Genomic DNA, 24,429 nt, shown 5'->3' on the forward strand with positions numbered 1-24,429 from the left:
TGGGCCGGCACCGTCAGCCGCGCGGTCCCGGCGGTCACAGCGAAAAGCTGGTGCCGCAGCCGCAGGAGGAGGTGGCATTCGGATTGTCGATGACGAAGCGCGCGCCGATCAGTTCCTCGGAAAAGTCGATCACCGCGTTCTGCAGGAAGGGCAGCGACACCGGATCGACCAGCACCTTCTGCCCGTCGGCTTCCAGCACCAGATCGTCGGGCGCGGGATCGTCCAGCCGGATGTCGTACAGGAACCCGGAACAGCCGCCGCCCTCGACCGCGACGCGCAGGGCCTTGCCCTCGCCGCTGGCGGCGTTGATCTCGGCCAGACGGGTGAAGGCGCGGGGGGTGACTTTCGGCGGAAGGGCCAGATCCATCGGGAAAACCCGTATCATTTCGGTGATGTCCGACATATAGGGTGCCCCAGATGATGCCGCAAGGCGAGACGCGCGCCGGTGCCCCGCCGCAGCCGGACCGGACGACCAGAGAAGGCCCCATGTTCGCCCCCTATGCCTGCCAGCCCGACGCAAGCCGCGGCCGACTTCACGACGAGCGGATGTCGACCTTCCGTTCACCCTTCCAGCGCGACCGCGACCGGATCATCCATTCCTCGGCCTTCCGCCGGCTGAAGCACAAGACGCAGGTCTTCGTGGAACACGAGGGCGACTATTACCGCACCCGGCTGACCCACACGATCGAGGTGGCGCAGGTCGCACGCACCATCGCCGGGCATCTGGGGCTGAACACCGACCTGGCCGAGGCGGTGGCGCTGGCGCATGATCTGGGCCATCCGCCCTTCGGCCATACCGGCGAGGATGCGCTCGCCGCGCTGATGCAGCCCTTCGGCGGGTTCGACCACAATGCGCAGGCGCTGCGCATCGTCACCCGGCTGGAACGGCATTACGCGGATTTCGACGGGCTGAACCTGACCTGGGAAACGCTGGAAGGCATCGCCAAGCACAACGGTCCCGTCACCGGCCCGCGCGCCAGCGGCAGCCATGCGGTGGGCGACGGTCCGCTGCCCTATGCGCTGGCCGAGGTGAACGCGGCCTGGGATCTGGAACTGGACACCAATGCCAGCGCCGAGGCGCAGGTGGCGGCGGTGGCCGATGACGTGGCCTACAACCACCACGACCTGCATGACGGGCTGCGCGCGGGACTTTTCACCGAGGCCGACCTGATGGACCTGCCGGTGACCGGCCCCTGTTTCGCCGAGGTGGATGCCGCCTATCCGGGGCTCGACCCCGCGCGGCGGCGGCACGAGGCGCTGCGCCGGGTCTTCGGCGTGATGGTCGAGGATGTGATCTCGGTCGCGCAGAACCGGCTGGCGGCGCTGCAGCCGCGCCACCCTGACGAGATCCGGGGGATGGAAGGGCCGATCATCCGGTTTTCCAAGCCGCTCTACCAGAACCTGAAGGCGATCAAGTCCTTCCTCTTCGCCCGGATGTATCGCGCGCCCACGGTGGTGATCGAGCGGCGGCGGGTGACGGCGATGATCGACGACCTGTTCCCGCTGTTCCTCGACCGGCCGGACCTGCTGCCCCCCGACTGGCAGCAGGATGTGGCCCGCGCCGCCGACCGCACCGAACTGGCGCGGGTGGTGCTGGACTATGTGGCGGGGATGACCGACCGCTTTGCCATCCAGGAACACCGGCGGCTTTGCGGCTGAGGGGGCGGGAGGGGCGCTGCCCCTCCGGCCGCGGGCGCGTCCGTTTACCCCGATTGTTTCGGCCGGCTGGAGGGGGCGGGTTCAGGCGCGGAAGTGCTTGGACAGCTTCAGCCCCTGGCCCTGATAGTTCGAGGCGATCCCCGCGCCATACAGCCGGTCGGGCGGCGCGGCCATGCGTTCATAGACCAGCCGGCCCACCACCTGCCCGTGTTCCAGCACGAAGGGCGCCTCGTGGCAGCGCACCTCCAGCACGCCGCGGCTGCCGCGCCCCGCCGCGGCGTCATGGCCGAATCCGGGGTCGAAGAAGCCCGCGTAATGCACCCGGAATTCGCCCACCATGGCCAGGTAGGGCGCCATCTCGGCGGCATAGGCGGGGGGGATCGTCACCGCCTCGCGGCTGACGAGGATGTAGAAGGCGCCGGGATCGAGGATCACTTGCCCGTCCTCGGCCAGCATCTCTTCCCAGAAATCGCCCGGGGCATAGGCGGCGATCCGGTCGAGGTCGATCACCCCGGCATGGGGCTTGGCCCGCCAGCCCACCCGCCCGCCGCCCGCCGGGCGCAGGTCGACCGAGAAGCCCAGGCCCTGCGCGATCAGCGCCGGACCGTCCACCAGCGTCTCGGCGGCATGAAGCGTGGCGAGATCGGCATCCGACAGCACCGCCTGCCCGATGCGGAACCGGATCTGGTTCAGCCGCATCCCCGGCCGCACCAGCACCGAGAAGGAGCGGGGGCAGATCTCGGCATAGAGCGGACCCTTGTAGCCGGCGGGGATGCGGTCGAATTCCACGCCCTCGTCGGTGATGACGCGCGTCAGCAGGTCCAGCCGGCCCGTCGAGCTCTTGGCGTTGGCGACGGCCGAGACATGGCCGGGCAGGTCCAGCCGTTCCTTCAGCGGCACGAGGTAGACGCAGCCCTTCTCCAGCACCGCACCGGGGGTCAGGTCCATCGCATGCATGCCGAATTCGGCGATCCGGTCGGCGACGGCGCGGCCCTTGCCGGCGAGGAACGAGGCGCGGACGCGATGCGCGACGGTGCCGAGCCGCAGGTCGAGGCTGGCGGGCTGGATCTGCGCGGGGATCACCGGCTTGTCGGCCGAGATCTGGTGAAGCGCGATCATCTCGCGGATCATGCTGTCGGGCAGAACCCCGGTCACGGTCATCGGCACCCCTCCCTGCAGTACGGCTCTGCCCCTGCCTTTCGGGGCATCATAGCGCATTTTTCGCTGCAAGGACCGGGGTTTCGATGCACGAACGCCCGCCCAGAAGGGGCGGGCGTTCGGTGATGGTCGGGCCGGCGAGATTCGAACTCGCGGCCTTCCGCCCCCCAGACGGACGCGCTAACCAGGCTGCGCCACGGCCCGACGCGGGCCATATAGTGCGATGGCGCGACCGGGTGCAAGCGGCAAATGACGGTGGCGCGACAGCCCGGGTGCTGCGGTCAGAGCGGCCGGCGCGGCGGGCCGTTCAGCCGGGCGGAAAGCTGCGCCAGACGCGGTTCCAGCCGGGCGAGCGCGGGGGCAAGGCGCGCGGCCTCGGCCCGGGTCAGGTGGCGCAGCCGCGCGGCGGCGGTGGGACGGTCGTCGGGGACATGCTCGCCCGTGCCGGTGTCGGCGGGGGTGGCCTCGGTGCCGGCGGCCGGCGGCGTCGCAGTCGCGGGCGGGGCGGGGGCGTCGCCGGCCATCAGCGACAGCAGGTCGGGCGCGCGATCCTCGACGACCTTCTCTGCGGCCCCCTTGGTCTCGGCCTTCGCGGGCGCCGTCGCGGTTCCGGCGGCCTCGCGGCGGCGGGTGCGGCGGCCGCGCGGGGCGGCGGTGTCGGGGGGCGGGCCGTCGGCCGGTTTTTCCGCAGCCGGTTCCGTCACCGGCGCGATCCGCAGGCCCTGACCCGCCGCCACCGCGCGCGTGCCCTGTTCGCGCAACAGCTTCTGCACGCCGCGAATCGTCATCCCGTCGTCATGCAGCAGCTTGCGGATGCCGGCCAGCAGCGCCACGTCGTTCGGCCGGTAATAGCGCCGCCCGCCCGCGCGCTTCACCGGGCGGATCTGGCTGAACCGGCTTTCCCAGAACCGCAGCACATGGGCTGGGGTGGCCAGCAGCACCGACACCTCGCTGATCGTGCGGAAGGCGTCGGAGGATTTTCCCTCGGCCGCCGTCCCCGCCGCCGCCCCTGCCGCCGCTGCCCCAGCCTCGGCCCCGCCGGGCATCGCGTCGTCCGGCGCCGGCCCCTGCTGGATGTCAGGGGCGGCGGTCGGGGCGGGGCGGGTGTCGCTGTCGGGAGGCATGGGCTGCTCCTGTGGGCGGTCCGGCCCGCGGAACGGGCCGTTCGGTGGGGCCGGGCGTGACCGGCGGTGCCGCGCCGCACCGGTGCCGGATTGGCTCAGCGGGTGGCGCCGCGATTGCCGGCGGCGACCCGGTCCTTCATCAGATGCGAGGGCCGGAAGGTCAGCACCCGGCGGGGCGAGATCGGCACCTCGTCGCCGGTCTTGGGATTGCGGCCCACGCGCGCCGCCTTCTGCCGCACCGAGAAGGTGCCGAAGGACGAGATCTTCACCTGCTCGCCCCGCACCAGCGCGTCGGACATGTGTTGCAGAACGGATTCCACCAGTTGCGCGGATTCGTTGCGCGACAGTCCCACCTCGCGGAAGACGGCCTCGCTCAGATCCATGCGCGTCAGTGTCTTGTCTCCCATGCCGGTCCCCCTTGTTTTGGCGAAGGATGGGGGCAGGGGCTATTCCGAGTCAATATCAATGGCTTGCGGCGGGCGGCGCAGGGCCTTGCCGAAGCGCCCCCGAACCGTGCCCGGCGGCGGGGTTGCGCCTACCAGCGCAGGACCACCGCGCCCCAGGCGAGGCCGCCGCCGATCGCCTCGGTCACCACGAGCTGGCCTTCGCGAATCTGCCCGCGCGCCTTGCCCACCGACAGGGCCAGCGGGATCGACGCGGCGGAGGTGTTGCCATGGTCCTGCACCGTCACCACCACCCGCTCCATCGGCACGCCCATGCGGTCGGCCGTGGCCGAGATGATGCGCAGATTGGCCTGATGCGGCACGATCCAGTCGACCTGCGCCCCGGCGAGGCCGGCCTTGTCCAGCGCGGCATGGGCGGTTTCGGCCAGTTTCTGCACGGCATGCTTGAAGACGGCATTGCCCTGCATCCGCAGATGGCCCGCCGTGCCGGTGGTGGCGACGCCGCCATCGACATACAGAAGGTCGCGGTGCCGGCCGTCGCTGTGCAGGTCGGTGGCGAGGATGCCGCGGTCTTCGGTGCCGCCCGTGCCCTCTGCCGCGTCCAGCAGCAGCGCGCCGGCGCCGTCGCCGAACAGCACGCAGGTGCCGCGGTCGTCCCAGTCCATGATCCGGCTGAAGGTCTCGGCCCCTATCACCAGCACCCGCCGCGCCTGACCCGACAGGATCAGCGCATTGGCGTTCGACAGGGCGAAAACGAAGCCCGCGCAGACCGCCTGCACGTCGAAGGCAAAGCCGGTGGTCAGCCCCAGCCCCGCCTGCACCATGGTGGCGACCGAGGGGAAGGTGAAGTCGGGGGTGGAGGTGGCGACGATGATCGCGTCCACCTGATCCGCGGCGACGCCCGCATCCTTCAGCGCCGCCTCGGCCGCGCGGATCGCCATGGACGAGGTCGTCTCGCCCTCGGCGGCGAAATGCCGCCGTTCGATCCCGGTGCGGGTCCGGATCCACTCATCCGTCGTTTCGAGCCGGTCCTCGAACCAGGCATTGGGCACGATGCGCTCGGGCAGGTAATGCCCCACGCCGCGCACCACGGCGCGGATTGCTGTCATTCCGTCGTTCCGTTCAACAGGCGCCCGACCCGCGGGCTGCCGCCTTTGCCATCGTCGGACACCGCGCCGCCGCCGTCCCCCGCCTGCCGATCGTCCGGCCGCCGGGTGTCGTCGGCCGGATCGGCGGGGGCCGCCGCGTCGGGCCCGTGCTCCGCCGGGGCACCGTGCCGCGCCTGCGCGGCAGAGGCAACCCGCGCCGCGAGCCGATCCTGGAAATTCGACCGGGCGAGCTGGAAGGCGAGCTTGATCGCGGCCGAGACGCCGAGCGCGTCCGCGCCGCCATGCGACTTCACCACCGTGCCGTTCAGCCCGAGGAACACCCCGCCATTCACGCGCCGCGGGTCGATGCGCTTCTGCAGCCGGCCCAGCGAGGTCAGCGCGAGGAGCGCCGCGATCTTCGACAGGAAGGTGGCGTTGAACGCCTCTTTCAGGAAATCCGAGATCAGCTTGGCGGTGCCTTCGCCGGTCTTCAGCGCGATATTGCCGGTGAAGCCGTCGGTGACGATCACGTCCACCCGGGCCGAGGGCAGGTCGCCGCCCTCGACGAAGCCCACATAGTCGAACTGGCCCAGCCCCGTCGCCGAGGCGATCATGTCATTGGCGAGCTTCAGCTCGGCCCGGCCCTTGTGTTCCTCGGTGCCGACGTTCAGCAGGCCGACGCGCGGCCGCTGCAGGCCCAGCCCGTTGCGGGCATAGGAGGCGCCCATCAGCGCGTATTGCAGCAGATCCTCGGCATCGGCGCGGATATCGGCGCCCACGTCCAGCATGACGTTGAAGCCCTGCGGGTTGCGCGAGGGCCAGAGGCACGCGATGGCGGGGCGGTTGACGCCGGGCAGCTTGCGCAGGCGGATCATCGACAGCGCCATCAGCGCGCCGGTATTGCCGCAGCTGACCGCGACCCGCGCCTCGCCGCGCTTGACGCATTCGATGGCCGACCACATCGAGGTGCCCTCGCCGTGGCGCATCACCTGGCTGGGCTTGTCGGTCATCTTCACCACGCCCTCGGCATGGCGGATTTCCAGCCGGCCCTGCAATTCCTTGCGGCGGCCGAGCAGACGTTCCAGTTCGGGCTTCGGCCCGTGGACGATGAAGGCGATGTCGGGGTTCTTCGCCGCCGACCGCTGGATGCCGGCGGCGACCGCCGCGGCGCCCCGGTCGCCGCCCATCGCGTCGACCGAGATCACGATCCGCTCTGCCGTCGCCCCCTCGCCGGCCCGGGTGAGGCCGCCGGCAGGGCGATCAGCGGCGTCAGGTCCGGTCGGGTGCGACATGTTCCGCGGCCAGTGGGTGGCGGCGGATTACGCCGCGTCTTCGTCGAGATCGACTTCGTCGGCCTGCGCGACGACTTCGCGGCTGTCATAGTGACCGCAGGAGGCGCAGACGTGGTGCGGGCGCTTCAGCTCGCCGCAGTTCGAACATTCGGCGGGGTTCGACGCGACCAGCGCATCATGGGCGCGGCGCATGTTGCGGCGGGACCGCGTGACTCGGTTCTGAGGGACAGCCATGTCTCGACCTCGGGTCTGAGGGGGGCAGGCCCCCGTGGATTTCTGGGGCAAGCCCCTGTTTGTGCAAGGTTTCGCAGGTTCCGGCCCACTGGCGCGGAGGGCGAACCCGATGCGTGAATGAGGCCGGGAACATACTCGGATTCCCCGGCGGCGCAAGTCTTTTCTGGCGCCCTTCTAGCGGGGGTGGCGGGGCCTGTCCAGCAGGCTCCCGCCGGGGGCTCGTTTGCCCGCAAGTCATTGGCGGGGCTTGTCCCCCGGCTCCCCTTCGCCGGGTGCCGAGGGGTCCTCGCCCGCGTCGTCCTCGCCCGCGCCGTCACCGTCCGTGCCGTCGCGGCGCATCAGGTCGGCCAGCCGGGCGAAGGGGCGCAACTTCTCCTCGACGATCGGTTCGGCGCCGGGCGGGGTGGCCTGCACCGCCCCCAGTTCCGCGTTGCCGGCGCGGGGATAGGGCGGCAGAGCCAGCGCCAGCGCCTCGGCCATCACCGTGCCCGCGTCGATCACCGCCGGCAGCGGCTCGGCGCTGTCATCTTCCGGCACTTCCATCTCTTCCGCCTCGGGTTCCGGCATGTCGGCGAGGAAGCGCCGCTCGACCGGTTCCGACAGACGGGTGGTCACCGGGGTGAGGGTGACGACGCAGGGCTGCACCACCGTGGCCTGCAGCGTCGCGGTCAGGTGCCAATCGCTGCGGCCCTTGGGCGACAGCTCGCCGCGGAAGCTCAGGCGCGGGATGTCGCTGATCCCCAGTTCGGCAGCCAGCGCCGCGCGCGCCTCGGCTCCGGGCTCATGGGTGAAGCGGGTGGGCTTTCTCGCCGCAAGGTCGCTGACCCGGAAGGGCAGGGACCACGGCGTCCGGCCGGCGGGCGGGGTGGGGCGCTGGCTGCGGTCGGACATCGGGTTCTCCTTTGGGTTGCGTGGTGGCTGTGGCGCCCCTGCCGCCGGGGGCAAGGCGGCCCCTCGGCACGGGGGCGTGACCGGGTGCCAGACCGGGGCGGGGGCGCGCAACGGCTTGAAGGCGGGGCCATGCTTGTTGTAAGCCGCTTAGGAGGCAAGAGCCGGCAAGGCAAGAGCCGCGGCGCGGGAACCCCCGTGCCCTGCGGCGGGGGCAGGAGCAGGAATGATCGGCATCGGACGGATCGTGGGCAACCTCGGGGGCAGACTCGGGCTCGTCCTGGCGGTCGCTGGCATGTCGCTGACGCTGTCGGCCTGCGCCTCGGTCTATCGCAATCATGGCTATGTGCCTTCGGACGATCAGCTGGCGCTGCTGGAAGTCGGCCGCGACACGCGCGACACGGTGGGCGATTTCGTCGGCCGCCCCGCCTCGTCCGGCGTGCTGGCGGAAGGCGGCTGGTACTATGTCGGCAGCCGCTGGCGGGAATCGGGCTGGCGCAAGCCCGAGGAGATTTCCCGCGAGGTGGTGGCGATCACCTTCGCCGAGGACGGCACCGTCGCGAATATCGAGCGCTTCGGGCTGGAGCGCGGGCAGGTGGTGCCGCTGTCGCGCCGCGTGACCGACAGCAATATCCGCGGTGTCACCTTCCTCGGCCAGCTGCTGAGCAGCGTGGGCAACGTCCGGGCCGACGACTTCATCCAGTAAGGAAGCCCGGCGGGGAAGGGGGCGCTGCCCCCCGGCCGCCGGTGCAGCCGCCCCCCGGGATGGTCGGATCGGCGGCGGGGGGCCTTTGGCTATTCGGCCGCCGCCTTGCCCTCCGCCTCGGGCTCGAACTCCAGCGCCACGCCGTTGATGCAATAGCGCAGGCCGCCCGCGTCGCGCGGCCCGTCGGGGAAGACATGCCCCAGATGCGCGCCGCAGTTGGAACAGGTGACCTCGACCCGGCGCATGCCGTGGCTCAGATCCTCGTGCTCGTCCACCGCCTTGGCATCGGCGGGCGCGGTGAACGAGGGCCAGCCGCAGCCCGAGTCGTATTTCGTGTCCTTGGTGAACAGCTTCTGGCCGCAGCAGACGCAGTGGAACACCCCGGCCCCGGGGGCGAAGCCCGGATGGCTGAACGGGCGTTCGGTCGCGGCCTGCCGCGTCACCCGGAAGGTGAGCTCGTCGCCCAGTTCCTCGCGCCATTCCGCGTCGGTCTTTTCGATCTTCGGCGCCATGTCGGCTGCTCCTTTCCGTGCTGAGGGGGCCGGCATCCGTCGTGATCCGGTCACATCTGGTGTATATAGGAGCGCGACCACATATCCACAGGTGCCCGCCGGGGATGGCGCGGCCTTGCAGGCGGAAGGAAAGGTCATGCTGTCGCTGCGCCGGGGCCGCTATCAGGCCCGCTTTGCCGAAACCGCGGCCGACCTCGCCGCAGCACAGGGGCTGCGCTGGCTGGCCTTCCGCGCCAATCGCGGGCTCGATGCCGCGGCGGAGGGTCAGGCGGGGCTCGACCTCGACAGTTTCGACCCGGCCTGCCGGCATGTGCTGGTGGAAGAGACTCGGACGGGCACGCTGGTCTGCTGCTTTCGCCTGTTGCCGCTGGCGCGCGGGGGCGAGATCGGGCGCAGCTATTCGGCGCAGTATTACGAACTGTCGGCGCTCGAATCCTTCGACGGGCCGATGGTCGAGATGGGGCGCTTCTGCATCCATCCCGACTGGCACGACCCAGACATCCTGCGCGTCGCCTGGGGCGCGATGACCCGCTTCGTCGACGACGAGGGGGTGGAGATGCTGTTCGGCTGTTCCAGCTTCATGGGCACGGATACAGAGGCCTATCTGGATGCCTTCGCGATGCTGAAGGACCGCCATCTTGCGCCCAAACGCTGGCTGCCCCGCGTGAAGGCGCCGAACGTCTTCCGCTTCGCGCAGCGGCTGAAGCTGCGCAAGCCCGATGCCAAGCGGGCGATGCTGGGGATGCCGCCGCTCTTGCGGACCTATCTGCTGATGGGGGGCTGGGTCAGCGACCATGCGGTGGTCGACCGCGACCTGAACACGCTGCATGTCTTCACCGGGCTGGAAATCCGCGCGATCCCGCCTTCGCGCGCGCGGCTCTTGCGCGGCGTCGCCGGCTAGTCGCCGCCGCCGGCCAATGCGGCGTTGCGGCGGCGGCGGCGGAATGCCACTCTCCCCCGAACTGGACTTCTCGGGGCGGGGCGGCTACAAACGCGCCGTTAGCGCTAACCGACGGGTGGAGCAGCCGATGCGGGATGCGGGGATGACGGCAGGGACGGGGTCCTTGACAGCGATGGGGGCTCAGATGGTGTCGCGCGTGATTCCGGTCGACCGGTTCGACCTTGTGATCTTCGGCGGGACCGGCGATCTGGCGCGGCGCAAGATCTTTCCCGGGCTCTACCGGCGCTTTCTCGCCGGGCAGATCCCGGCCGAGGCGCGGATCATCGGCGCCGCCCGGTCGGATCTGGACGACGCGTCCTTCCGCCAGTCGGTGGCCGAGGCCATCGACGAATTCGTCGGCCCCGCCAAGCGGGATGCCGCCGCCATCCAGGGCTTTCTCGAACGCATCCGCTATGTCGCGGTCGATGCGCGGGGCGAGGAGGGCTGGGCGCAGCTTGCCACGATGGTGCGCCCGGATGTGGTCAGCGCCTTCTACATGTCGGTGGCGCCCGCGCTGTTCGGCGACCTGGCCGAGCGGCTGAAGCTGCACGGCATCGCCCGCGCCGACAGCCGGATCGTGGTGGAAAAGCCCTTCGGCCGCGATCTCGACTCGGCCAGGGCGCTGAACGCAACGCTCGCCGCGCATTTCGACGAACGCCAGATCTACCGCATCGACCACTACCTCGGGAAAGAGACGGTACAGAACCTGATGGCGGTGCGCTTCGCCAACATCCTGTTCGAGCCGCTGTGGAACGCGCAATACGTCGATCACGTGCAGATCACTGTGGCCGAGACGGTGGGCGTGGGCGGGCGCGGCAGCTATTATGACAGGTCGGGCGCCATGCGGGACATGGTGCAGAACCACCTGATGCAGCTTCTGTGCCTGATCGCGATGGAGGCGCCCTATCACTTCGATCCCGACGCGGTGCGGGACGAGAAGCTGAAGGTGATCCGCGCGCTGCAACCCGTGGGCCCCGACGACATCGTGCGCGGGCAGTACCGGGCGCGGGGCGGCGAGCCCGGCTATCTGGACGATGCCGAAAACCCCGCCAGCCGCACCGAAAGCTATATCGCGCTGAAGGTGCATGTCGCCAACTGGCGCTGGAAGGGCACGCCCTTCTACCTGCGCACCGGCAAGCGGCTGCGGGCGCGGACATCGGAAATCGCCATCACCTTCAAGGAACCGCCGCATTCGATCTTCGACGAGGCGGGCGGCGACTGGCGCGAGAACGTGCTGGTGATCCGGCTGCAGCCGAACGAGGGCATGAACCTGCGGGTGATGATCAAGGAACCGGGGCCGGGCGGCATGCGTCTGGTGCAGGTGCCGCTCGACATGTCCTTCGCCGAGGCATTGGGCGAGGACGGGGCCGACATTCCCGATGCCTATGAACGGCTGATCATGGACGTGATCCGCGGCAACCAGACCCTGTTCATGCGCGGCGACGAGGTCGAGGCCGCCTGGGCCTGGACCGACCCGGTGATCGCCGGATGGGAGGCGCGGGGCGACCGGCCGCAGGGTTACGATCCCGGCTCCTCGGGGCCGGAGGACGCGCTGATGCTGATCCACCGGGACGGGCGGCGCTGGCGGGAGATACAGGAATGAAATTCGTCGAATACCCCGATCGCGAGGCGCTTTACATGGGGCTGGCCGACCGGCTGTCCTCGGAACTGGGCGAGACGCTGCGGCTGGAGGGGCGCGCGAGCCTCTGCGTGCCGGGCGGCAGCACGCCGGGGCCGGTTTTCGACCTCCTGTCGGCCTCGCGGCTCGACTGGGACAAGGTGACGGTGTTCCTGAACGACGAACGCTGGGTGCCGGAAAGCTCGGAACGGTCCAACGGGCGGCTGCTGAGGAACCGGCTGCTGGTGGAACGCGCGGCGGCGGCGACGGTGCTGCCGCTCTATGCCGATACGCCCGAACCCGAGGCCGCGATCCCCGACCTCGCCGCGGCGGTCGAGGCGCAACTGCCGATCTCGGTGCTTCTGCTGGGCATGGGCGCGGACATGCATACCGCCTCGCTGTTCCCCGGCGCGGATCGTCTGGCCGAGGCGCTGGCGCCCGATGCGCCGGTGCTGGTGCCGATGCGGGCGCCGGGGGCCGAGGAAGCGCGGGTGACGCTGTCGGCACGGGTGCTGTCGGCGGCGCTGCGCATCCATGTGCTGATCACCGGCGAGGACAAGCGCGCCGCGCTGGAAGAGGCGCGCGGCCTGCCGCCCGAGACGGCGCCGATCCGCGCGCTGCTGTCCGACGCCACGGTGCATTGGGCCGCCTGATCCCGTCCGAACCCCTTCCGCCCCCTTCAGCCGCGAGACCCGACGATGCCAAGCCCCTGGGACGCCCTCTACCGCCATCGCGACGCCGTGGCGGACCGGTCCATCCTGTCGCTGTTCGAGGCCCGCCCCGACCGCGCCACGGCCTTCTCGCGCCGTCTGGGCTCGGACGGGGCTTCGGAGGGGGGCGGCGAGATACTGTTCGACTTCTCGAAGACCAACCTTTGCGACACCGGGCTGGGCCTGCTGCTGGACCTCGCCCGCGCGGCGGGGGTCGAGGCGCGGCGCGAGGCGATGTTCACCGGCGCGAAGATCAACGAAACCGAAGGCCGCGCGGTGCTGCACAGCGCGCTGCGCAACCTCGGCGGATCGGTGACGGTCGATGGCCGCGACGTGATGCCGGGGGTGCGCGCCGTGCATGCGGCGATGTACGCCTTCGCCCGCGACGTGCGGGAGGGCCGCTTCACCGGGCAGGGCGGCGCCATCACCGATGTCGTCAATATCGGCATCGGCGGGTCCGACCTCGGGCCGGCGATGGCCTGCCTTGCGCTCGCCCCCTATGCCGACGGGCCGCGCTGCCATTTCGTGTCGAACGTCGATGGGGCGCATGTGCATGACGTGCTGGCCGGGCTGGACCCGGAAACGACGCTGGTGATCGTCGCCTCGAAGACCTTCACCACCATCGAGACGATGACCAATGCCGACAGCGCGAAACGCTGGATGGCGGCCAGGGTCGCAGACCCGGCAAGCCAGTTCGCCGCCGTCTCGACCGCGACAGAGCGGACCGCCGCCTTCGGCATCGCGCCGGAACGGGTCTTCGGCTTCGAGGACTGGGTCGGCGGGCGCTATTCGATGTGGGGGCCGATCGGCCTGTCGCTGGCGATCGCGGTGGGGCCCGAGGATTTCGACGCCTTCCTCGCCGGGGGCGCCGCCATGGATGCGCATTTCCGCAGCGCGCCGCTGGAAGACAACCTGCCGGTGCTGCTGGCGCTGGTCGGGATCTGGCATGCGCAGGTGCTGGGCCATGCCACCCGCGCCGTGCTGCCCTATGACCAGCGCCTGTCGCGGCTGCCCGCCTATCTGCAGCAGCTGGAGATGGAATCGAACGGCAAGCGGGTGGCGATGGACGGGTCGGAGCTGCCGGTGAATTCCGGCCCCGTCGTCTGGGGCGAGCCGGGCACCAACGGCCAGCACGCCTTCTACCAGCTGATCCATCAGGGCACCCGGGTGGTGCCGTGCGAGTTCCTGTTCGCCCGCGCGGGGCACGAGCCCGGGCTTGCCCATCAGCACCGCCTGCTGGTCGCCAACTGTCTTGCCCAATCCGAGGCGCTGCTGCGCGGCCGGTCGCTGGAAGAGGCGACGGCGATCATGGCGAAGAAGGGGCTGGACGGGGCGGAACGGGACCGTCAGGCCCGCCACCGGGTTTTCCCCGGCAACCGCCCCTCGACCACGCTCGCCTATCCGAAGCTGACGCCCTTCGTGCTGGGCCAGATCGTGGCGCTGTACGAACACCGGGTCTTCGTGGAAGGCGTGATCCTCGGCATCAACTCCTTCGACCAGTGGGGTGTGGAACTGGGCAAGGAACTGGCGCTGACGCTGGAACCGGTGCTGTCGGGCGACAGCGACGGCGCGGGCAAGGACGGCTCGACCCTGATGCTGGCGGGTTACGCGCGAGGGTAGGGGCGGGCGAGGGGGCGCTGCCCCCTCTTGGCCGTGCCGGCCAATTCACCCCCGGGATATTTGGGTCAGCCGCAGGGGCCGCCCGGCGCTCAGCCGCGCAGGGCCGCCGCCTCGCGCGCCAGCGCCTCGACCGCGGACCAGTTGCCCGCCGCCATCTCGGCCCTGGGCGCGACCCAGCTGCCGCCCACGCAGATCACGTTCGGCAGCGACAGGTAATCGCGGGCGTTCTTCAGGCTGACGCCGCCGGTGGGGCAGAAGGCCGCCTGCGGCAGCGGGCCGTAAAGCGCCTTCAGCGCCGCGGCGCCGCCGACATTTTCGGCGGGGAAGAACTTCATCGCGGTATAGCCCGCCTCCAGCAGCGTCATCACCTCGGTCGCGGTGGCGACGCCGGCCAGCAGCGGCAGGCCTTCATCCTCGCAGGCGGCGATCAGCGCGGGGGTGGCGCCGGGTGAGACGCCGAAGGTGGCGCCCGCGGCCTTCGCGGCCTTCACATCCGCGGACGTCAGCAGCGTGCCCGCCCCGACCTGCCCGCCTTCGACCGCCGCCATCGCCCGGATCGCGTCGAGCGCGACCGGCGTGCGCAGCGTCACCTCCAGCGCGGGCAGCCCGCCCGCCACCATGGCGCGCGCCAGCGGTTCGGCATGGGCGAGATCCTCGATCACCAGCACCGGGACGACGGGGGCGAGGGCACAGATGCGGCGGGCCTCGGCGCTTTGTTCGGCGGGGGTCATGGGCAAGTCTCCTTCAGGATGGCGGCGATCAGACGACGACCGCCGCGCCTTCGGTGGCGGGGCCGACGGTGCGGCGGAAGGCCTCGAACAATTCGCGGCCGATGCCGTGGCGGTTGGCGGAGAGGTCGGCGGTGACCGGCACACGGGTGTCGAACCCCGGTTCCAGCACCTCCAGACGTCCCGCCACCGCGTCGAGCCGCATCCGGTCGCCGTCCTGCAGCCGGGCGAGCGGGCCGCCCGCCGCCGCCTCGGGGCTGACATGGATCGCGGCGGGAACCTTGCCGCTGGCGCCCGACATGCGGCCGTCGGTGACCAGCGCCACCCGCAGGCCCCGATCCTGCAGCACCGCCAGCGTCGGTGTCAGCGAATGCAGTTCCGGCATGCCGTTGGCCTGCGGCCCCTGGAAGCGGACCACGACGATGGTGTCCTCGGTGAACTCGCCGCGCTTGAAGGCGGCCTTGACCTCTTCCTGATCGGCGAAGACGCGGGCCTTCGCCTCGATCACATGGCGTTCGGGCGCCACGGCCGAGATCTTGATGACCCCCCGGCCCAGATTGCCGGACAGCTGCCGCAGGCCGCCGGTCTTCTGGAACGGGTCCGTGGCGGGGCGCAGGATCTTGTCGTTCTGCGTGGCCGCGGGCCCGTCTTCCCAGACCAGATGGCCGTCGCGCAGCTTCGGCTCGGCGGTATAGCGCGACAGCCCGTCGCCTGCGATCGTCACCACGTCGTCATGCAGCAGCCCCGCCTCCAGCAGCTCGCCGATCATGTATTGCAGGCCCCCGGCGGCGTGGAAGTGGTTCACATCGGCCAGACCGTTGGGATAGACCTTGGCCATCAGCGGCACCACCTGCGAGACGGCGTCGAAATCCTCGATGTCCAGAAGGATGCCCGCCGCCCGCGCCATCGCCGGCATGTGCAGCACGAGGTTGGTGGACCCGCCGGTGGCCATCAGCCCGACCAGCCCGTTGACGAAGGCGCGTTCGTCCAGCACCCGGCCGGCGGGGCGGTAGTCGTTGCCAAGCGCGGTGATCTGCGCCGCCCGTTCCACCCCGGCCACGGTCAGCGCGTCGCGCAGCGGCGTGTTGGGGTTGACGAAGCTTGCCCCCGGCAGGTGCAGGCCCATGAACTCCATCAGCATCTGGTTGGTGTTGGCGGTGCCGTAGAAGGTGCAGGTGCCCGGGCCGTGATAGCTGGCCATTTCCGACCGCATCAGTTCGTCGCGGCCGACCTCGCCCGTCGCGAACTTCTGCCGGACCTTGGCCTTTTCGTCATTGGGCAGGCCCGAGGTCATCGGCCCCGCCGGCAGGAACACCGCAGGGATATGGCCGAAGGTGGCGGCGGCGATGATCAGGCCGGGTACAATCTTGTCGCAGACGCCGAGGAAAAGCGCCGCGTCATAGGTGTTGTGGCTGAGAGAGACGCCCGCCGCGAGCGCGATCACGTCGCGCGAGAACAGCGACAGTTCCATCCCCGTCTGTCCCTGGGTGACGCCGTCGCACATCGCGGGCACCCCCCCCGCCACCTGCGCGGTCGCGCCCGCGGCCCGGGCGGCGGCGCGGATCAGGTCGGGGAAGCGTTCATAGGGCTGATGCGCCGACAGCATGTCGTTATAGGCGGTGACGATGCCGATATTGGGCAGCCGGCCCTCGGCCAGTGCCGCCTTGTCCTCACCCATCGCGGCATAGGCATGGGCCTGGTTGCCGCAGGCGAGGTGGCCCCGGGCGGGGCCGGCCTCGGCGGCGCGGCCCATGCGGTCGAGATAGGCGGCGCGGCTGGCGGCGGAACGAACGCGGATCCGGTCGGTGACGGCGGCGATGGCGGGGTGAATCGGCATCTGGCATCCTTGCGGTCAGGACGGCGCGTCAGGCGGGCGGCGCCGTGCGAGGCTGGGGTCGGACCCCGCGTCGCGGGGCCGTCGCGGCCGGCACAGGGCCCGGGGGCAGCGCCGGACTGTCGCGTCCGGCTCTACACCGATAGCGCTAACAGCGCAAGCAGCGGCGGCGCAGGCGGGGGCGGTTCGGGATCCTGTTCGGGCGGTCGGGCCGAGTATCGCGCAGCCGGAACGGCAAGCCAATCCCTCTTTGTGCCGGGGCGGGGCCCGCTCGCGCCGCTGCGGGATTGCCATCATCGCCCGAAACATTCCGCCGCGCCGCTGCAGGTCTTCCCCAATTCGGCCGCAGACCGCCGCCATAGTTCCGCATGGCGGCCGGCCCGCCCAAGAAGCACCCATGACGAGGACGATCAGGATGAGACTTTCCCCGTTCGCCGCGCTGGTCGTGGCGCTCGCGATATCGGCCTGCGGCGGATCCGACATCTCGTCGCGCGCCGCGCAAACGCCGGCCATGCAGACGCCGGCCATGCAGACGACGGCCATGCAGGCCCCCCCGGCGCTGGCCGCCGCGGCGCCGCGCTATGACGTGCGGCAGATTTCCGTGACCGTGCCGCCGACGCTGAAGGTGTCGGAGGCGAACCGGCTCTATCCGCTGGCCGATATCGTCTGGCGGGGCGAGCCGCAGGGCGACCGCCATGCGCAGGTGCGCGCGATCCTGGCCGAGGGGCTGGACCGAGCCACCGCCGGGATGGACGCCGGCGTGCCGGTGACGGTGGAGGCGGAGCTGCGCCGCTTCCATTCGCTGACCGAGAAGGCCCGCTACACCACCGGCGGGGTGCATACGGTGCATTTCGTGCTGACCGTGCGCGATGCCGGGACCGGGGCCGCCATCGACGGGCCCCGGCTCGTTTCTGCCGATCTGGAGACCTGGGGGGCGCAGGCCGCGCAGCAGGTGGACCGGCAGCGCATCGTCGACCGGATCGGCGCGGCGGTGCAGGCGGAACTGTCGCAACCCCCGGTTGGGCCGGATCGCCGGCTGGTCGCGCGTGCGGCGCTGCCGGTCGGGTTCAACTGAGCCCTTTCCGGCAGGTCCGGGACCGATTAGATGGGGGCATGACCGACCCATCCGATCGTTCCGAACCCGCCGAACCCATCTCCGCCGCTGGTTCTTCCGGCGGCCGCCCGGTCGTGCGCCTGCGCCCCAAGGCCGAGGCGCGCGCCATCCGCCACGGCTTTCCCTGGGTCTATGCCGACGAACTGGTGCTGGACCGGCGCACGCAGGCGCTGACACCCGGCACCCTCGCCACGCTGGAAGATGCCGAGCGTCGGCCGCTGGCCACCGTCACCGTCAATCCGGCCTCGAAGATCGTGGCACGGGTGCTGGACCGCGACCCGGCCGCCATCATCGACCGGGGCTGGATCGCGGCGCGGATCGGGCGGGCGCTGGAACTGCGCGCACGGCTTTACGACCAGCCCTTCTATCGGCTGGTCCATGCGGAGGCCGACGGCCTGCCCGGCGTGGTCATCGATCGCTTCGGCGCGGCGGCGGTGATTCAGCCCAATGCCGCATGGGCCGAAACCCTGCTGCCCGAGATCGCGGCGGCGCTGGCCGAGGCGACGGGCGTCACTGCCATCGTCAAGAACGGCACCGGCCGGTCGCGCGGGCTGGAGGGTCTGGCCGAGGAGACGGCGCTGCTGGCAGGGCAGATCGACGGACCGATCCCGGTGCCGATGAACGGGGCCACTTACATGGCGGATCTGCTCGGCGGGCAGAAGACCGGGCTTTTCTACGACCAGCGCCCGAACCATGCCTTCGCCGCGCGGCTGGCACGAGGGGCGCGGGTGCTCGACGTCTTCTCGCATGTGGGCGGCTTTGCGCTGGCGGCGCTGGCGGGGGGCGCGGCCCATGCGCTGGCCGTCGATGCCTCGGCCCCGGCGCTGGACCTTGCCCGGCAGGGCGCGGCGGCGGGCGGAATGGCCGAGCGGTTCGAGACACGGCAGGGCGACGCCTTCGACACGCTGGACGCGCTGGCGGCGGAAGGCGCGCGCTTCGACCTGGCGATCTGCGACCCGCCCGCCTTCGCCCCCGCCAAGCCGGCGCTGGAGGCGGGGCTGCGTGCCTATGAGCGGGTGGCGCTGAAGGCGGCGGGGCTGGTGGCCCCGGGGGGCTATCTGATCCTCTGTTCCTGTTCCCATGCCGCCGATCTGGCCAGTTTCCGCAATGCCAGCGCCCGCGGCATCGGCCGGGCCGGCCGGCGCGGGCAGCTGATCCACACCGGCTTTGCCGGGCCGGATCATCCGATGCTGCCGCAACTGGCCGAAAGCGCCTATCTGAAGGCGCTGGCCTTCCGGCTGGACGGCTAGCGCGATGCGGGCGCTGCTGGACGCCTGCGTCCTGTACCCCACGGTGCTGCGCGAACTGCTGTTCGGCGTGGCACGGGCGGGGCTGGTGACACCGCTCTGGTCCGACCGCATCGCCGAGGAATGGGCCCGCGCCGCCGCCCGGCTCGGCCCCGGGCAGGAGGTGCTGGCGCGGGGCGAGATCGTCGCCGCCGATCTGGCCTTTCCGCAGGCGCGCGTCCCGCTGCCCCCGGGCGCGGAGGAGCCGCTGGACCTGCCCGACCGCAACGACCGGCATGTGCTGGCCGCGGCCATCGCCGGGCGGGCGGATTGCCTGGTGACGCTGAACCTGCGCGACTTTCCCCGCCGGGCCATGGCCCCCGCCGCCATCGACGCGATCCATCCCGACGAGTTCCTGCTGCTGCTGCGCGCCGACGACCGCCAGACGGTCGATGCCGTGGCCGAGGCGGTGCGGGCCGAGGCGGAACGGCTGTCGGGCCAGCCGCAGCCGATGCGGGCGCTGATGAAGCGCGCCAAGCTGCCGCGCTTCGGAAAGGCGCTGACGGCCTGAGGGGGTCGTTGCGGCGCGCCCGCGCCCGTGCCACGCTCGGCCCATGTCGCAGGAAAGCCACCAAACGCCGGTCGCGATCGTCGAGGGCATCGGCCCCGGCGTCATCGGCCGCGTGACCGAGATGCACGGGCGCCACTATGCCGCCGCCGCCGGCTTCGACCACGGGTTCGAGGCGCTGGTGGCGCGCGAACTGGCGGGGTTCTGCGCCGATCCGCCACCGCGCAGCGCGATCTGGACGGCGCGGTCCGGGGGCGCGATCCTCGGGTCGGTGGCCATCGACGGCCACCGCTGGCCCGGCCCCGCGCATCTGCGCTGGTTCATCGTCGATCCGGCGCTGCGCGGGCAGGGGGCGGGGCGGCGGCTGCTGCGGGCGGCGGTGGATTTCTGCGACGCGGCGGGGTTTTCCGGCATCGAGCTGTGGACCTTCGCCGGGCTGGACGCGGCGCGGCACCTGTACGAGGCCGAAGGCTTCGCCTGTGTCGAGAAACGCCCGGGCGACCGCTGGGGCCGCGAGGTGATGGAGCAGCGCTTCCTGCGGCCCGCCCCCCAGCCTGCCCCTTAGCGGCCCGCCGCCTTCCGCGCCAGCCGGGCCACGTCGCGGCTGAACCGGGGATCGTCGTCCGACAGCGCGGCGATCCGGTGCCAGCCGGCCTCCAGCGCATCGTCGGCGGCGACCGGCGCGCCGTCGGGGGCGTCGCAGACCAGCGCGATCAGGATGTAGTGATACCCGTCGCCGATGGCATCCAGCGCGTCGATCACCGGGCCGGGGCGGGCGGTCAGGCCCGTCTCCTCGGCCAGTTCGCGGCAGGCGGCACCGGCGAGCGTCTCGCCCGGCTCGATCCGGCCGCCGGGAAAGCCCCAGAGGCCCGCATCCGGCGGATTGGCCCGGCGCACCAGCAGCACCTCGGGCCCGCGCAGCACCACCGCCAGCACCGCCGGCACCGGGCGCGGCACCGTTCCGGCGGCAGGCCCGGTCACGGCTGGACCATGACCGGAGATTTCGGCTTCTTCAGCCCCTTCGACTGCATCGCGATCCAGTCCATCAGCGCCAGCAGCACGCCCGAGATCACGAAGACCAGATGGATGATCACCATCCAGCGGATCTTGTCGGGGGTGTACTTGTCCACGTCCATGAACACCTTCAGCAGGTGGATGCCCGAGATGGCGACGATCGAGGCCACCAGCTTCAGCTTCAGCGAGGAGAAATCCACCTCGCCATGCCAGTCGGGCCGGTCCTCATGCGCGGTCAGGTCCATGCGGCTGACGAAATTCTCGTAGCCCGAGAAGATCACGATCACCAGCAGGTTGGCGGCGAGGCTGAGGTCGATCAGCGCCAGCACCCCCAGCACCGCATCGTCCACCGTCAGCCCGGGCAGCATCCCGGCGAAGCGCAGCAGCTCCATCAGGAAGCTGTAGACGAGGATCACCAGCGCCGCCGCCAGCCCCAGATACATGGGCGCCATCAGCCAGCGGCTGGCGAAGAGCGTGCGTTCGATCATCCGTTCCATGGCGATCCCCCGGGGCGCGACGCTCAGCCCTGGGCCGCGGTGACGATGATCTCCACCCGGTAGTCGGGGGTGGCGAGCTTCGCCTCGCCGGTGGCGCGGGCGGGGGTATGGCCCTGCGGCACCCAGGCATCCCAGACCGCGTTCATCTCGGCGAAATCGGCCATGTCGGCCAGCCAGATCTGCGCCGACAGGATCCGCGTCTTGTCCGACCCGGCCAGCGCCAGCAGCCGGTCGACCTCGGCCAGCACGGCGCGGGTCTGTTCGGTGACGCTGGCGCCGGGGGCGCCGACCTGTCCCGCCAGCCAGACAAGGCCGTTGCAGGTGACGGCCTGGCTCATCCGCGGGCCGGATTCGAGGCGGGTGATGGTGGTCATGCGGGGTCCCTCGCTTGCTTCGCGACGGTTCTAGCGAAGCCCCGCCCACCCCGCCAGAGGCGATCTGGGGCCGGGGCGACCCGAGGGCGGTGCGCGCGCGACTTGGCACGGGCGCTGCGGGGATGCGGCGGGGGGCCGGGAACTTCCCCTCCCGGCCGCTGTTCCCGCTGTGGACCGGCCGACCGGAACTGCCGAAGGAGGAGACCATGCCCGAACCGAAGAAGGAGGCCCGCTTCGGCTTGCCCCTCGCCACGATCGCGGCGCTGATCCTGGCGGGCATCGTGCTCTATGGCTGCCTCTGGCGCGGCGAGGGTACGCCGCTGCCCGACCCCGAGGCCGAAGCCATCGCCCCGCCCGACACCCAGCCCGGCGCCCCCGGCGAACCGACGGAGCCCGCCGCGCAGGACGAGTCGCCCTGAGGGGCGGTCGGGTGCGGGGATGGAGACGGTGAAGGCGGACGATTCGAGAAGGTAGACGCGTGCGTGTCGGACTAAGCGAGTGGCCTGTTCAATATCAGGGTAAGGCCGAATTAGAAGGTATGAGGTATCCCTCGTACCGCCGGCAACCCGTTGCTCGAATCCAGTCTCAAAATCACGGTAGCCTAAAAACAGGTAGCGGCATCAACTCGCCATTTTGCCGATGTCTTAGTCGCGGAGATGGCACAAGCTTGGCGTGATTTGCTCTTTCGAGAACTAATTCGGGCGCTCCGAGGCCGAAAGCGATATGCTCTGAAGAACCAGAGAAGCTAAAGCCACTCATGGCGCCGTAGTTGCCGTACCTAAATTCCTCACGGTTCATTCTAAGCAGGCGTCCCGCAAGTTCGAACTGGCCCCAGATTACAACGTCATCGCCGCGGAAGTCTATCGAGAGGAAGTTTTCACCATGCCTCTTTCTGAAACACACATAGTTTGATCTGAACTCTATGTCCCAAAACGAGTCTATCTCGGCGCTGAAGTCGTTCGATTTTACTTCAATCTCGGCCAAGTAGTTGCTGTTTGGGATGAAGCAATTGATCTTGATCTCTCCATCGACGACACTGTGACCGATCACAGGGTGATCGAAGACAGAGATGGCCGTTTTTATCCCTTGGAACCGCACCGCGCCAACAACGAGGGATTGGTTCGTGCGGTTGGTTACCAATAGTCCCTTTAGCCGCTTGTTGCGGACGTTTATTGGGTTCCGCTTAACCTGATATGCCTGATTCCTGGACATCTTACCGTACTCGCGGTGATGGTTGGGGCAAAGCGCGACCATGTGTTCTATTTCGAAGTGATGTCTTTCTGACCACGGAATGATGTGGTGGTATTCCAAGATGGGGTTTCCGCATGCGGCACAGCCAAACCCTGCTTCTGCTCTCAGGGCGCGACGAACTGACGCGGGCGGGCGGCGTGTCATGTTTGCTGGGGACATCGCTTGATGTATCTCAAACAGTCTGCCGAATAGAAAATACGCGATTGCTGGACAAAAGGTTGTTCCGCGGTTGGTGTCAAGCGGGTAAACCGCTGTTTCTAGGCCGACAACCGGGCGTGGTCAAAGGAAGAAATTCTTCGAGGTCTTCTTACCTAAGGAGATGAAGTTGCAAATTCCAACCTGATCGATGCTGGGCGCGAAATGCCGCAGTTCCAATTAGATGTCAGGGGAAGCCTAGTGGAGCGGGTGAAGGGAATCGAACCCTCGTCGTAAGCTTGGGAAGCTTCTGCTCTACCATTGAGCTACACCCGCAGTGCCGTGGTATCTATCATCACTGCCGGCGGCGGTTCAAGGGGCTGTTCTCGGCGCCGGACCGGGCCTCAGGAACCGGCGCCGGCCAGCCGGGCGCGGTATTTGGCGACGGTGCGGCGCGCGACGGGCAGGCCTTCGCGGGCCAGCGTCTCGGCCAGTTCGCGGTCGCTGGGGCGGGTCGCGCCGGCCCCGCGCAGCAGCTCGGCCAGCCGGGTCAGCATCGCCGCCCGCGATCCGCCGGCGTCGCCCACCGGGGCCGAGACCAGCGACCTCAGCGGTATCGTGCCGCGCGGGGTGCGGGCGGTGACGGCGGTCAGGCAGCGGTTGACGGTGGATAGCGCAAAGCCCGTGGCCCCGGCCAGATCGCGCGCGGTGATACCGGCGAGCGCCGCGCCCTCCAGCCATCCCGACTGGTGCCGCGCCAGACGCTGGCCGACCGCCAGCGCGATCCGGTCGCGCCCCTCGACCGCCTGGACCAGCGCCGCGGCCGCGGCCGTGCCCGGCAGGCCCGGCACGACCCGCAGCGACAGCCGGTGCGGGTTGACCACCGCCGACCAGCCTTCGGCCCCGCGGCGCAGCAGCAGGTCGGCGGGCGGCACGGGCGGGGGCGGCGCGGCGAAGGCCAGCCCCGGCTTCGGGTCGCAGGCCCGGATCTGCCCGAGCGCCCGCGCCAGATCGGGTTCCGCCAGCCCCGTCGCCCGCGCCACCGCGCCCGGACCCCCCTCGGCCAGCAGCGGCAGATGCGACAGCAGCGCCTCTGCCGCCGGGGTCATCGTGCCCTCGGCCTGCAGCTGCAGATGCAGGCATTCCGCCAGCGACCGCGCGAACAGGCCCGGCGGATCGAGCCCGCGCTGCAGCCGCGCCAGAACCTGTTCCACCCGGGCCGGATCGGCACCGCAGCGGCGGGCGACCTGCGCCACCGGTTCCCCCAGCCAGCCGGTGGGTTCCAGCGCCTCGGCCAGCGCGATGGCGATGGCATGGTCGGGGGGCGGCAGGTCCGCCCGCGCGATCTGCCGCAGGACATGGGCGATCAGGCTGTCCGGCGGCGCGGTGACGCCGCCGGGGTCGAAGGCGGGGGGCAGCCAGTTCGCACTCCGGTCCGCCCCGGGGCCTGCTCCCGTCCCGGGCGCGGCCGGCGGCGCCTCCAGCAGCAGCGCCGGGTTCGCCGCCGCCTCGACCCGCAGCCGCAGCACAAGATCGCGGGCGGGCAGGGCGAGCAGCGCGACGGTGCGGGCCAGCCCTGCCGTCATCCGGGCCGAGGGGCGCTGTGACGGGCGCAGTGACGGGTGCAGTGACGGGCGCTGTGACGTCGATAGCAAGGCGGCCTCCCTCAGCCGAGGCTTGCCGGGACGGGCGTGAAATGCAAGCCTCCCGCAGGGAGGACGGCCCGGTGCGGCCG

Annotated in this window: 26 protein-coding genes, 2 tRNA genes and 1 pseudogene; 11 read left to right on the forward strand and 18 right to left on the reverse strand. The window is 70.6% G+C overall.

Annotation, left to right across the window (positions count from 1 at the left end):
* Window positions 1-34: 34 nt before the first annotated feature.
* Complete coding sequence (locus EEY80_RS11765) at window positions 35-361, reverse strand: HesB/IscA family protein (RefSeq protein WP_126976812.1); 327 nt, start codon at window positions 359-361, stop codon at window positions 35-37.
* 125 nt (window positions 362-486) lie between these two features.
* Between EEY80_RS11765 and EEY80_RS11770 the strand changes: the two genes are divergently transcribed.
* Window positions 487-1,659, forward strand: coding sequence for a deoxyguanosinetriphosphate triphosphohydrolase (locus tag EEY80_RS11770; protein ID WP_126976762.1), 1,173 nt, complete (start codon window positions 487-489; stop codon window positions 1,657-1,659).
* A gap of 81 nt (window positions 1,660-1,740) precedes the next feature.
* Here EEY80_RS11770 and EEY80_RS11775 read toward each other — a convergent pair whose 3' ends face one another.
* The 8 genes and pseudogenes from EEY80_RS11775 to EEY80_RS11810 all read right to left on the reverse strand — a co-directional run bounded on the left by EEY80_RS11775 (window position 1,741) and on the right by EEY80_RS11810 (window position 7,850).
* Window positions 1,741-2,820 carry a 2'-deoxycytidine 5'-triphosphate deaminase gene (locus tag EEY80_RS11775; protein ID WP_126976763.1) on the reverse strand — a complete coding sequence of 360 codons (1,080 nt, stop codon included), beginning with the start codon at window positions 2,818-2,820 and terminating at the stop codon, window positions 1,741-1,743.
* 123 nt (window positions 2,821-2,943) lie between these two features.
* Window positions 2,944-3,021, reverse strand: a tRNA-Pro gene (locus EEY80_RS11780).
* A gap of 77 nt (window positions 3,022-3,098) precedes the next feature.
* Window positions 3,099-3,941: a MerR family transcriptional regulator gene (locus EEY80_RS11785; RefSeq protein WP_235829813.1), complete on the reverse strand. Its 843-nt coding sequence runs from the start codon at window positions 3,939-3,941 to the stop codon at window positions 3,099-3,101.
* Between the two features lie 95 nt (window positions 3,942-4,036).
* Window positions 4,037-4,348: an integration host factor subunit alpha gene (gene ihfA, locus EEY80_RS11790; protein ID WP_126976764.1), complete on the reverse strand. Its 312-nt coding sequence runs from the start codon at window positions 4,346-4,348 to the stop codon at window positions 4,037-4,039.
* A 128-nt stretch (window positions 4,349-4,476) separates the two neighbouring features.
* Window positions 4,477-5,454, reverse strand: coding sequence for a beta-ketoacyl-ACP synthase III (locus EEY80_RS11795; protein ID WP_126976765.1), 978 nt, complete (start codon window positions 5,452-5,454; stop codon window positions 4,477-4,479).
* Window positions 5,455-5,624: 170 nt separating this feature from the next.
* A pseudogene (plsX, locus tag EEY80_RS11800) lies at window positions 5,625-6,725 on the reverse strand (phosphate acyltransferase PlsX); the annotation flags it as partial.
* A 27-nt stretch (window positions 6,726-6,752) separates the two neighbouring features.
* A complete protein-coding gene (gene rpmF, locus EEY80_RS11805) occupies window positions 6,753-6,959 on the reverse strand; it encodes a 50S ribosomal protein L32 (RefSeq protein WP_126976767.1) in 207 nt (68 codons plus the stop codon).
* Window positions 6,960-7,193: 234 nt separating this feature from the next.
* Window positions 7,194-7,850 carry a YceD family protein gene (locus EEY80_RS11810; protein WP_126976768.1) on the reverse strand — a complete coding sequence of 219 codons (657 nt, stop codon included), beginning with the start codon at window positions 7,848-7,850 and terminating at the stop codon, window positions 7,194-7,196.
* A 223-nt stretch (window positions 7,851-8,073) separates the two neighbouring features.
* On the opposite strand from EEY80_RS11810, the gene EEY80_RS11815 reads away from it, so the two are divergent.
* Window positions 8,074-8,553, forward strand: coding sequence for an outer membrane protein assembly factor BamE (locus EEY80_RS11815; protein ID WP_235829814.1), 480 nt, complete (start codon window positions 8,074-8,076; stop codon window positions 8,551-8,553).
* Window positions 8,554-8,642: 89 nt separating this feature from the next.
* On the opposite strand, the gene msrB is transcribed toward EEY80_RS11815, so the two are convergent.
* A complete protein-coding gene (gene msrB, locus EEY80_RS11820) occupies window positions 8,643-9,065 on the reverse strand; it encodes a peptide-methionine (R)-S-oxide reductase MsrB (protein WP_126976769.1) in 423 nt (140 codons plus the stop codon).
* Window positions 9,066-9,201: 136 nt separating this feature from the next.
* Here msrB and EEY80_RS11825 point away from each other — a divergent pair, with 136 nt between their 5' ends.
* The 4 genes from EEY80_RS11825 (at window position 9,202) to pgi (ending at window position 13,953) form a co-directional block, all read left to right on the forward strand.
* The gene (locus tag EEY80_RS11825) at window positions 9,202-9,966 is read left to right on the forward strand and encodes a GNAT family N-acetyltransferase (protein ID WP_126976770.1); all 765 of its coding nucleotides are present in this window, start codon (window positions 9,202-9,204) and stop codon (window positions 9,964-9,966) included.
* Between the two features lie 184 nt (window positions 9,967-10,150).
* Window positions 10,151-11,608: a glucose-6-phosphate dehydrogenase gene (gene zwf / locus EEY80_RS11830; protein ID WP_126976771.1), complete on the forward strand. Its 1,458-nt coding sequence runs from the start codon at window positions 10,151-10,153 to the stop codon at window positions 11,606-11,608.
* The gene (gene pgl, locus EEY80_RS11835) at window positions 11,605-12,276 is read left to right on the forward strand and encodes a 6-phosphogluconolactonase (protein WP_126976772.1); all 672 of its coding nucleotides are present in this window, start codon (window positions 11,605-11,607) and stop codon (window positions 12,274-12,276) included. Before zwf ends, pgl begins: the two co-directional genes overlap by 4 nt.
* Window positions 12,277-12,321: 45 nt before the next feature.
* The gene (gene pgi, locus EEY80_RS11840; protein WP_126976773.1) at window positions 12,322-13,953 is read left to right on the forward strand and encodes a glucose-6-phosphate isomerase; all 1,632 of its coding nucleotides are present in this window, start codon (window positions 12,322-12,324) and stop codon (window positions 13,951-13,953) included.
* A gap of 89 nt (window positions 13,954-14,042) precedes the next feature.
* On the opposite strand, the gene eda is transcribed toward pgi, so the two are convergent.
* Together eda and edd are read right to left on the reverse strand one after the other, a co-directional pair.
* Window positions 14,043-14,684, reverse strand: coding sequence for a bifunctional 4-hydroxy-2-oxoglutarate aldolase/2-dehydro-3-deoxy-phosphogluconate aldolase (gene eda / locus EEY80_RS11845; RefSeq protein WP_126976774.1), 642 nt, complete (start codon window positions 14,682-14,684; stop codon window positions 14,043-14,045).
* A gap of 28 nt (window positions 14,685-14,712) precedes the next feature.
* A complete protein-coding gene (gene edd / locus EEY80_RS11850) occupies window positions 14,713-16,518 on the reverse strand; it encodes a phosphogluconate dehydratase (RefSeq protein WP_126976775.1) in 1,806 nt (601 codons plus the stop codon).
* Between the two features lie 412 nt (window positions 16,519-16,930).
* Between edd and EEY80_RS11855 the strand changes: the two genes are divergently transcribed.
* Genes EEY80_RS11855 through EEY80_RS11870 form a run of 4 tightly spaced genes read left to right on the forward strand, consistent with a single transcriptional unit; the run spans window position 16,931 to window position 19,988 of the window.
* A complete protein-coding gene (locus tag EEY80_RS11855; RefSeq protein WP_126976776.1) occupies window positions 16,931-17,590 on the forward strand; it encodes a DUF6778 family protein in 660 nt (219 codons plus the stop codon).
* Between the two features lie 38 nt (window positions 17,591-17,628).
* Window positions 17,629-18,879 (forward strand): RSP_2647 family RNA methyltransferase, encoded by a 1,251-nt coding sequence (locus EEY80_RS11860; RefSeq protein ID WP_126976777.1) that lies wholly within the window; start codon window positions 17,629-17,631, stop codon window positions 18,877-18,879.
* Window positions 18,880-18,883: 4 nt separating this feature from the next.
* On the forward strand, window positions 18,884-19,426 hold the full coding sequence (locus tag EEY80_RS11865) for an RSP_2648 family PIN domain-containing protein (protein ID WP_126976778.1): 543 nt from the start codon (window positions 18,884-18,886) through the stop codon (window positions 19,424-19,426).
* 43 nt (window positions 19,427-19,469) lie between these two features.
* Window positions 19,470-19,988 (forward strand): GNAT family N-acetyltransferase, encoded by a 519-nt coding sequence (locus tag EEY80_RS11870; RefSeq protein WP_126976779.1) that lies wholly within the window; start codon window positions 19,470-19,472, stop codon window positions 19,986-19,988.
* Here EEY80_RS11870 and EEY80_RS11875 read toward each other — a convergent pair.
* From EEY80_RS11875 to EEY80_RS11885, 3 genes are read right to left on the reverse strand one after another with little or no spacing between them, the layout of a single operon-like run.
* Complete coding sequence (locus EEY80_RS11875) at window positions 19,985-20,404, reverse strand: NUDIX hydrolase (RefSeq protein WP_126976780.1); 420 nt, start codon at window positions 20,402-20,404, stop codon at window positions 19,985-19,987. The genes EEY80_RS11870 and EEY80_RS11875 overlap by 4 nt on opposite strands.
* Window positions 20,401-20,934 (reverse strand): TIGR00645 family protein, encoded by a 534-nt coding sequence (locus EEY80_RS11880; RefSeq protein WP_126976781.1) that lies wholly within the window; start codon window positions 20,932-20,934, stop codon window positions 20,401-20,403. Before EEY80_RS11880 ends, EEY80_RS11875 begins: the two co-directional genes overlap by 4 nt.
* Before the next feature lie 23 nt (window positions 20,935-20,957).
* Window positions 20,958-21,308, reverse strand: coding sequence for a RidA family protein (locus tag EEY80_RS11885; RefSeq protein WP_126976782.1), 351 nt, complete (start codon window positions 21,306-21,308; stop codon window positions 20,958-20,960).
* A gap of 206 nt (window positions 21,309-21,514) precedes the next feature.
* Here EEY80_RS11885 and EEY80_RS11890 point away from each other — a divergent pair, with 206 nt between their 5' ends.
* The gene (locus EEY80_RS11890) at window positions 21,515-21,727 is read left to right on the forward strand and encodes a hypothetical protein (protein ID WP_126976783.1); all 213 of its coding nucleotides are present in this window, start codon (window positions 21,515-21,517) and stop codon (window positions 21,725-21,727) included.
* A gap of 172 nt (window positions 21,728-21,899) precedes the next feature.
* On the opposite strand, the gene EEY80_RS11895 is transcribed toward EEY80_RS11890, so the two are convergent.
* The 3 genes from EEY80_RS11895 to EEY80_RS11905 all read right to left on the reverse strand — a co-directional run bounded on the left by EEY80_RS11895 (window position 21,900) and on the right by EEY80_RS11905 (window position 24,349).
* A complete protein-coding gene (locus tag EEY80_RS11895; RefSeq protein WP_126976784.1) occupies window positions 21,900-22,619 on the reverse strand; it encodes an HNH endonuclease signature motif containing protein in 720 nt (239 codons plus the stop codon).
* Window positions 22,620-22,956: 337 nt separating this feature from the next.
* A tRNA-Gly gene (locus EEY80_RS11900) sits at window positions 22,957-23,030 on the reverse strand.
* Window positions 23,031-23,098: 68 nt separating this feature from the next.
* Window positions 23,099-24,349 (reverse strand): RNA polymerase factor sigma-54, encoded by a 1,251-nt coding sequence (locus EEY80_RS11905; RefSeq protein WP_126976785.1) that lies wholly within the window; start codon window positions 24,347-24,349, stop codon window positions 23,099-23,101.
* Window positions 24,350-24,429 lie beyond the last annotated feature (80 nt).

The organism is Frigidibacter oleivorans (genome assembly GCF_003993775.1).
In the GTDB taxonomy this organism is placed as follows: domain Bacteria; phylum Pseudomonadota; class Alphaproteobacteria; order Rhodobacterales; family Rhodobacteraceae; genus Frigidibacter; species Frigidibacter oleivorans.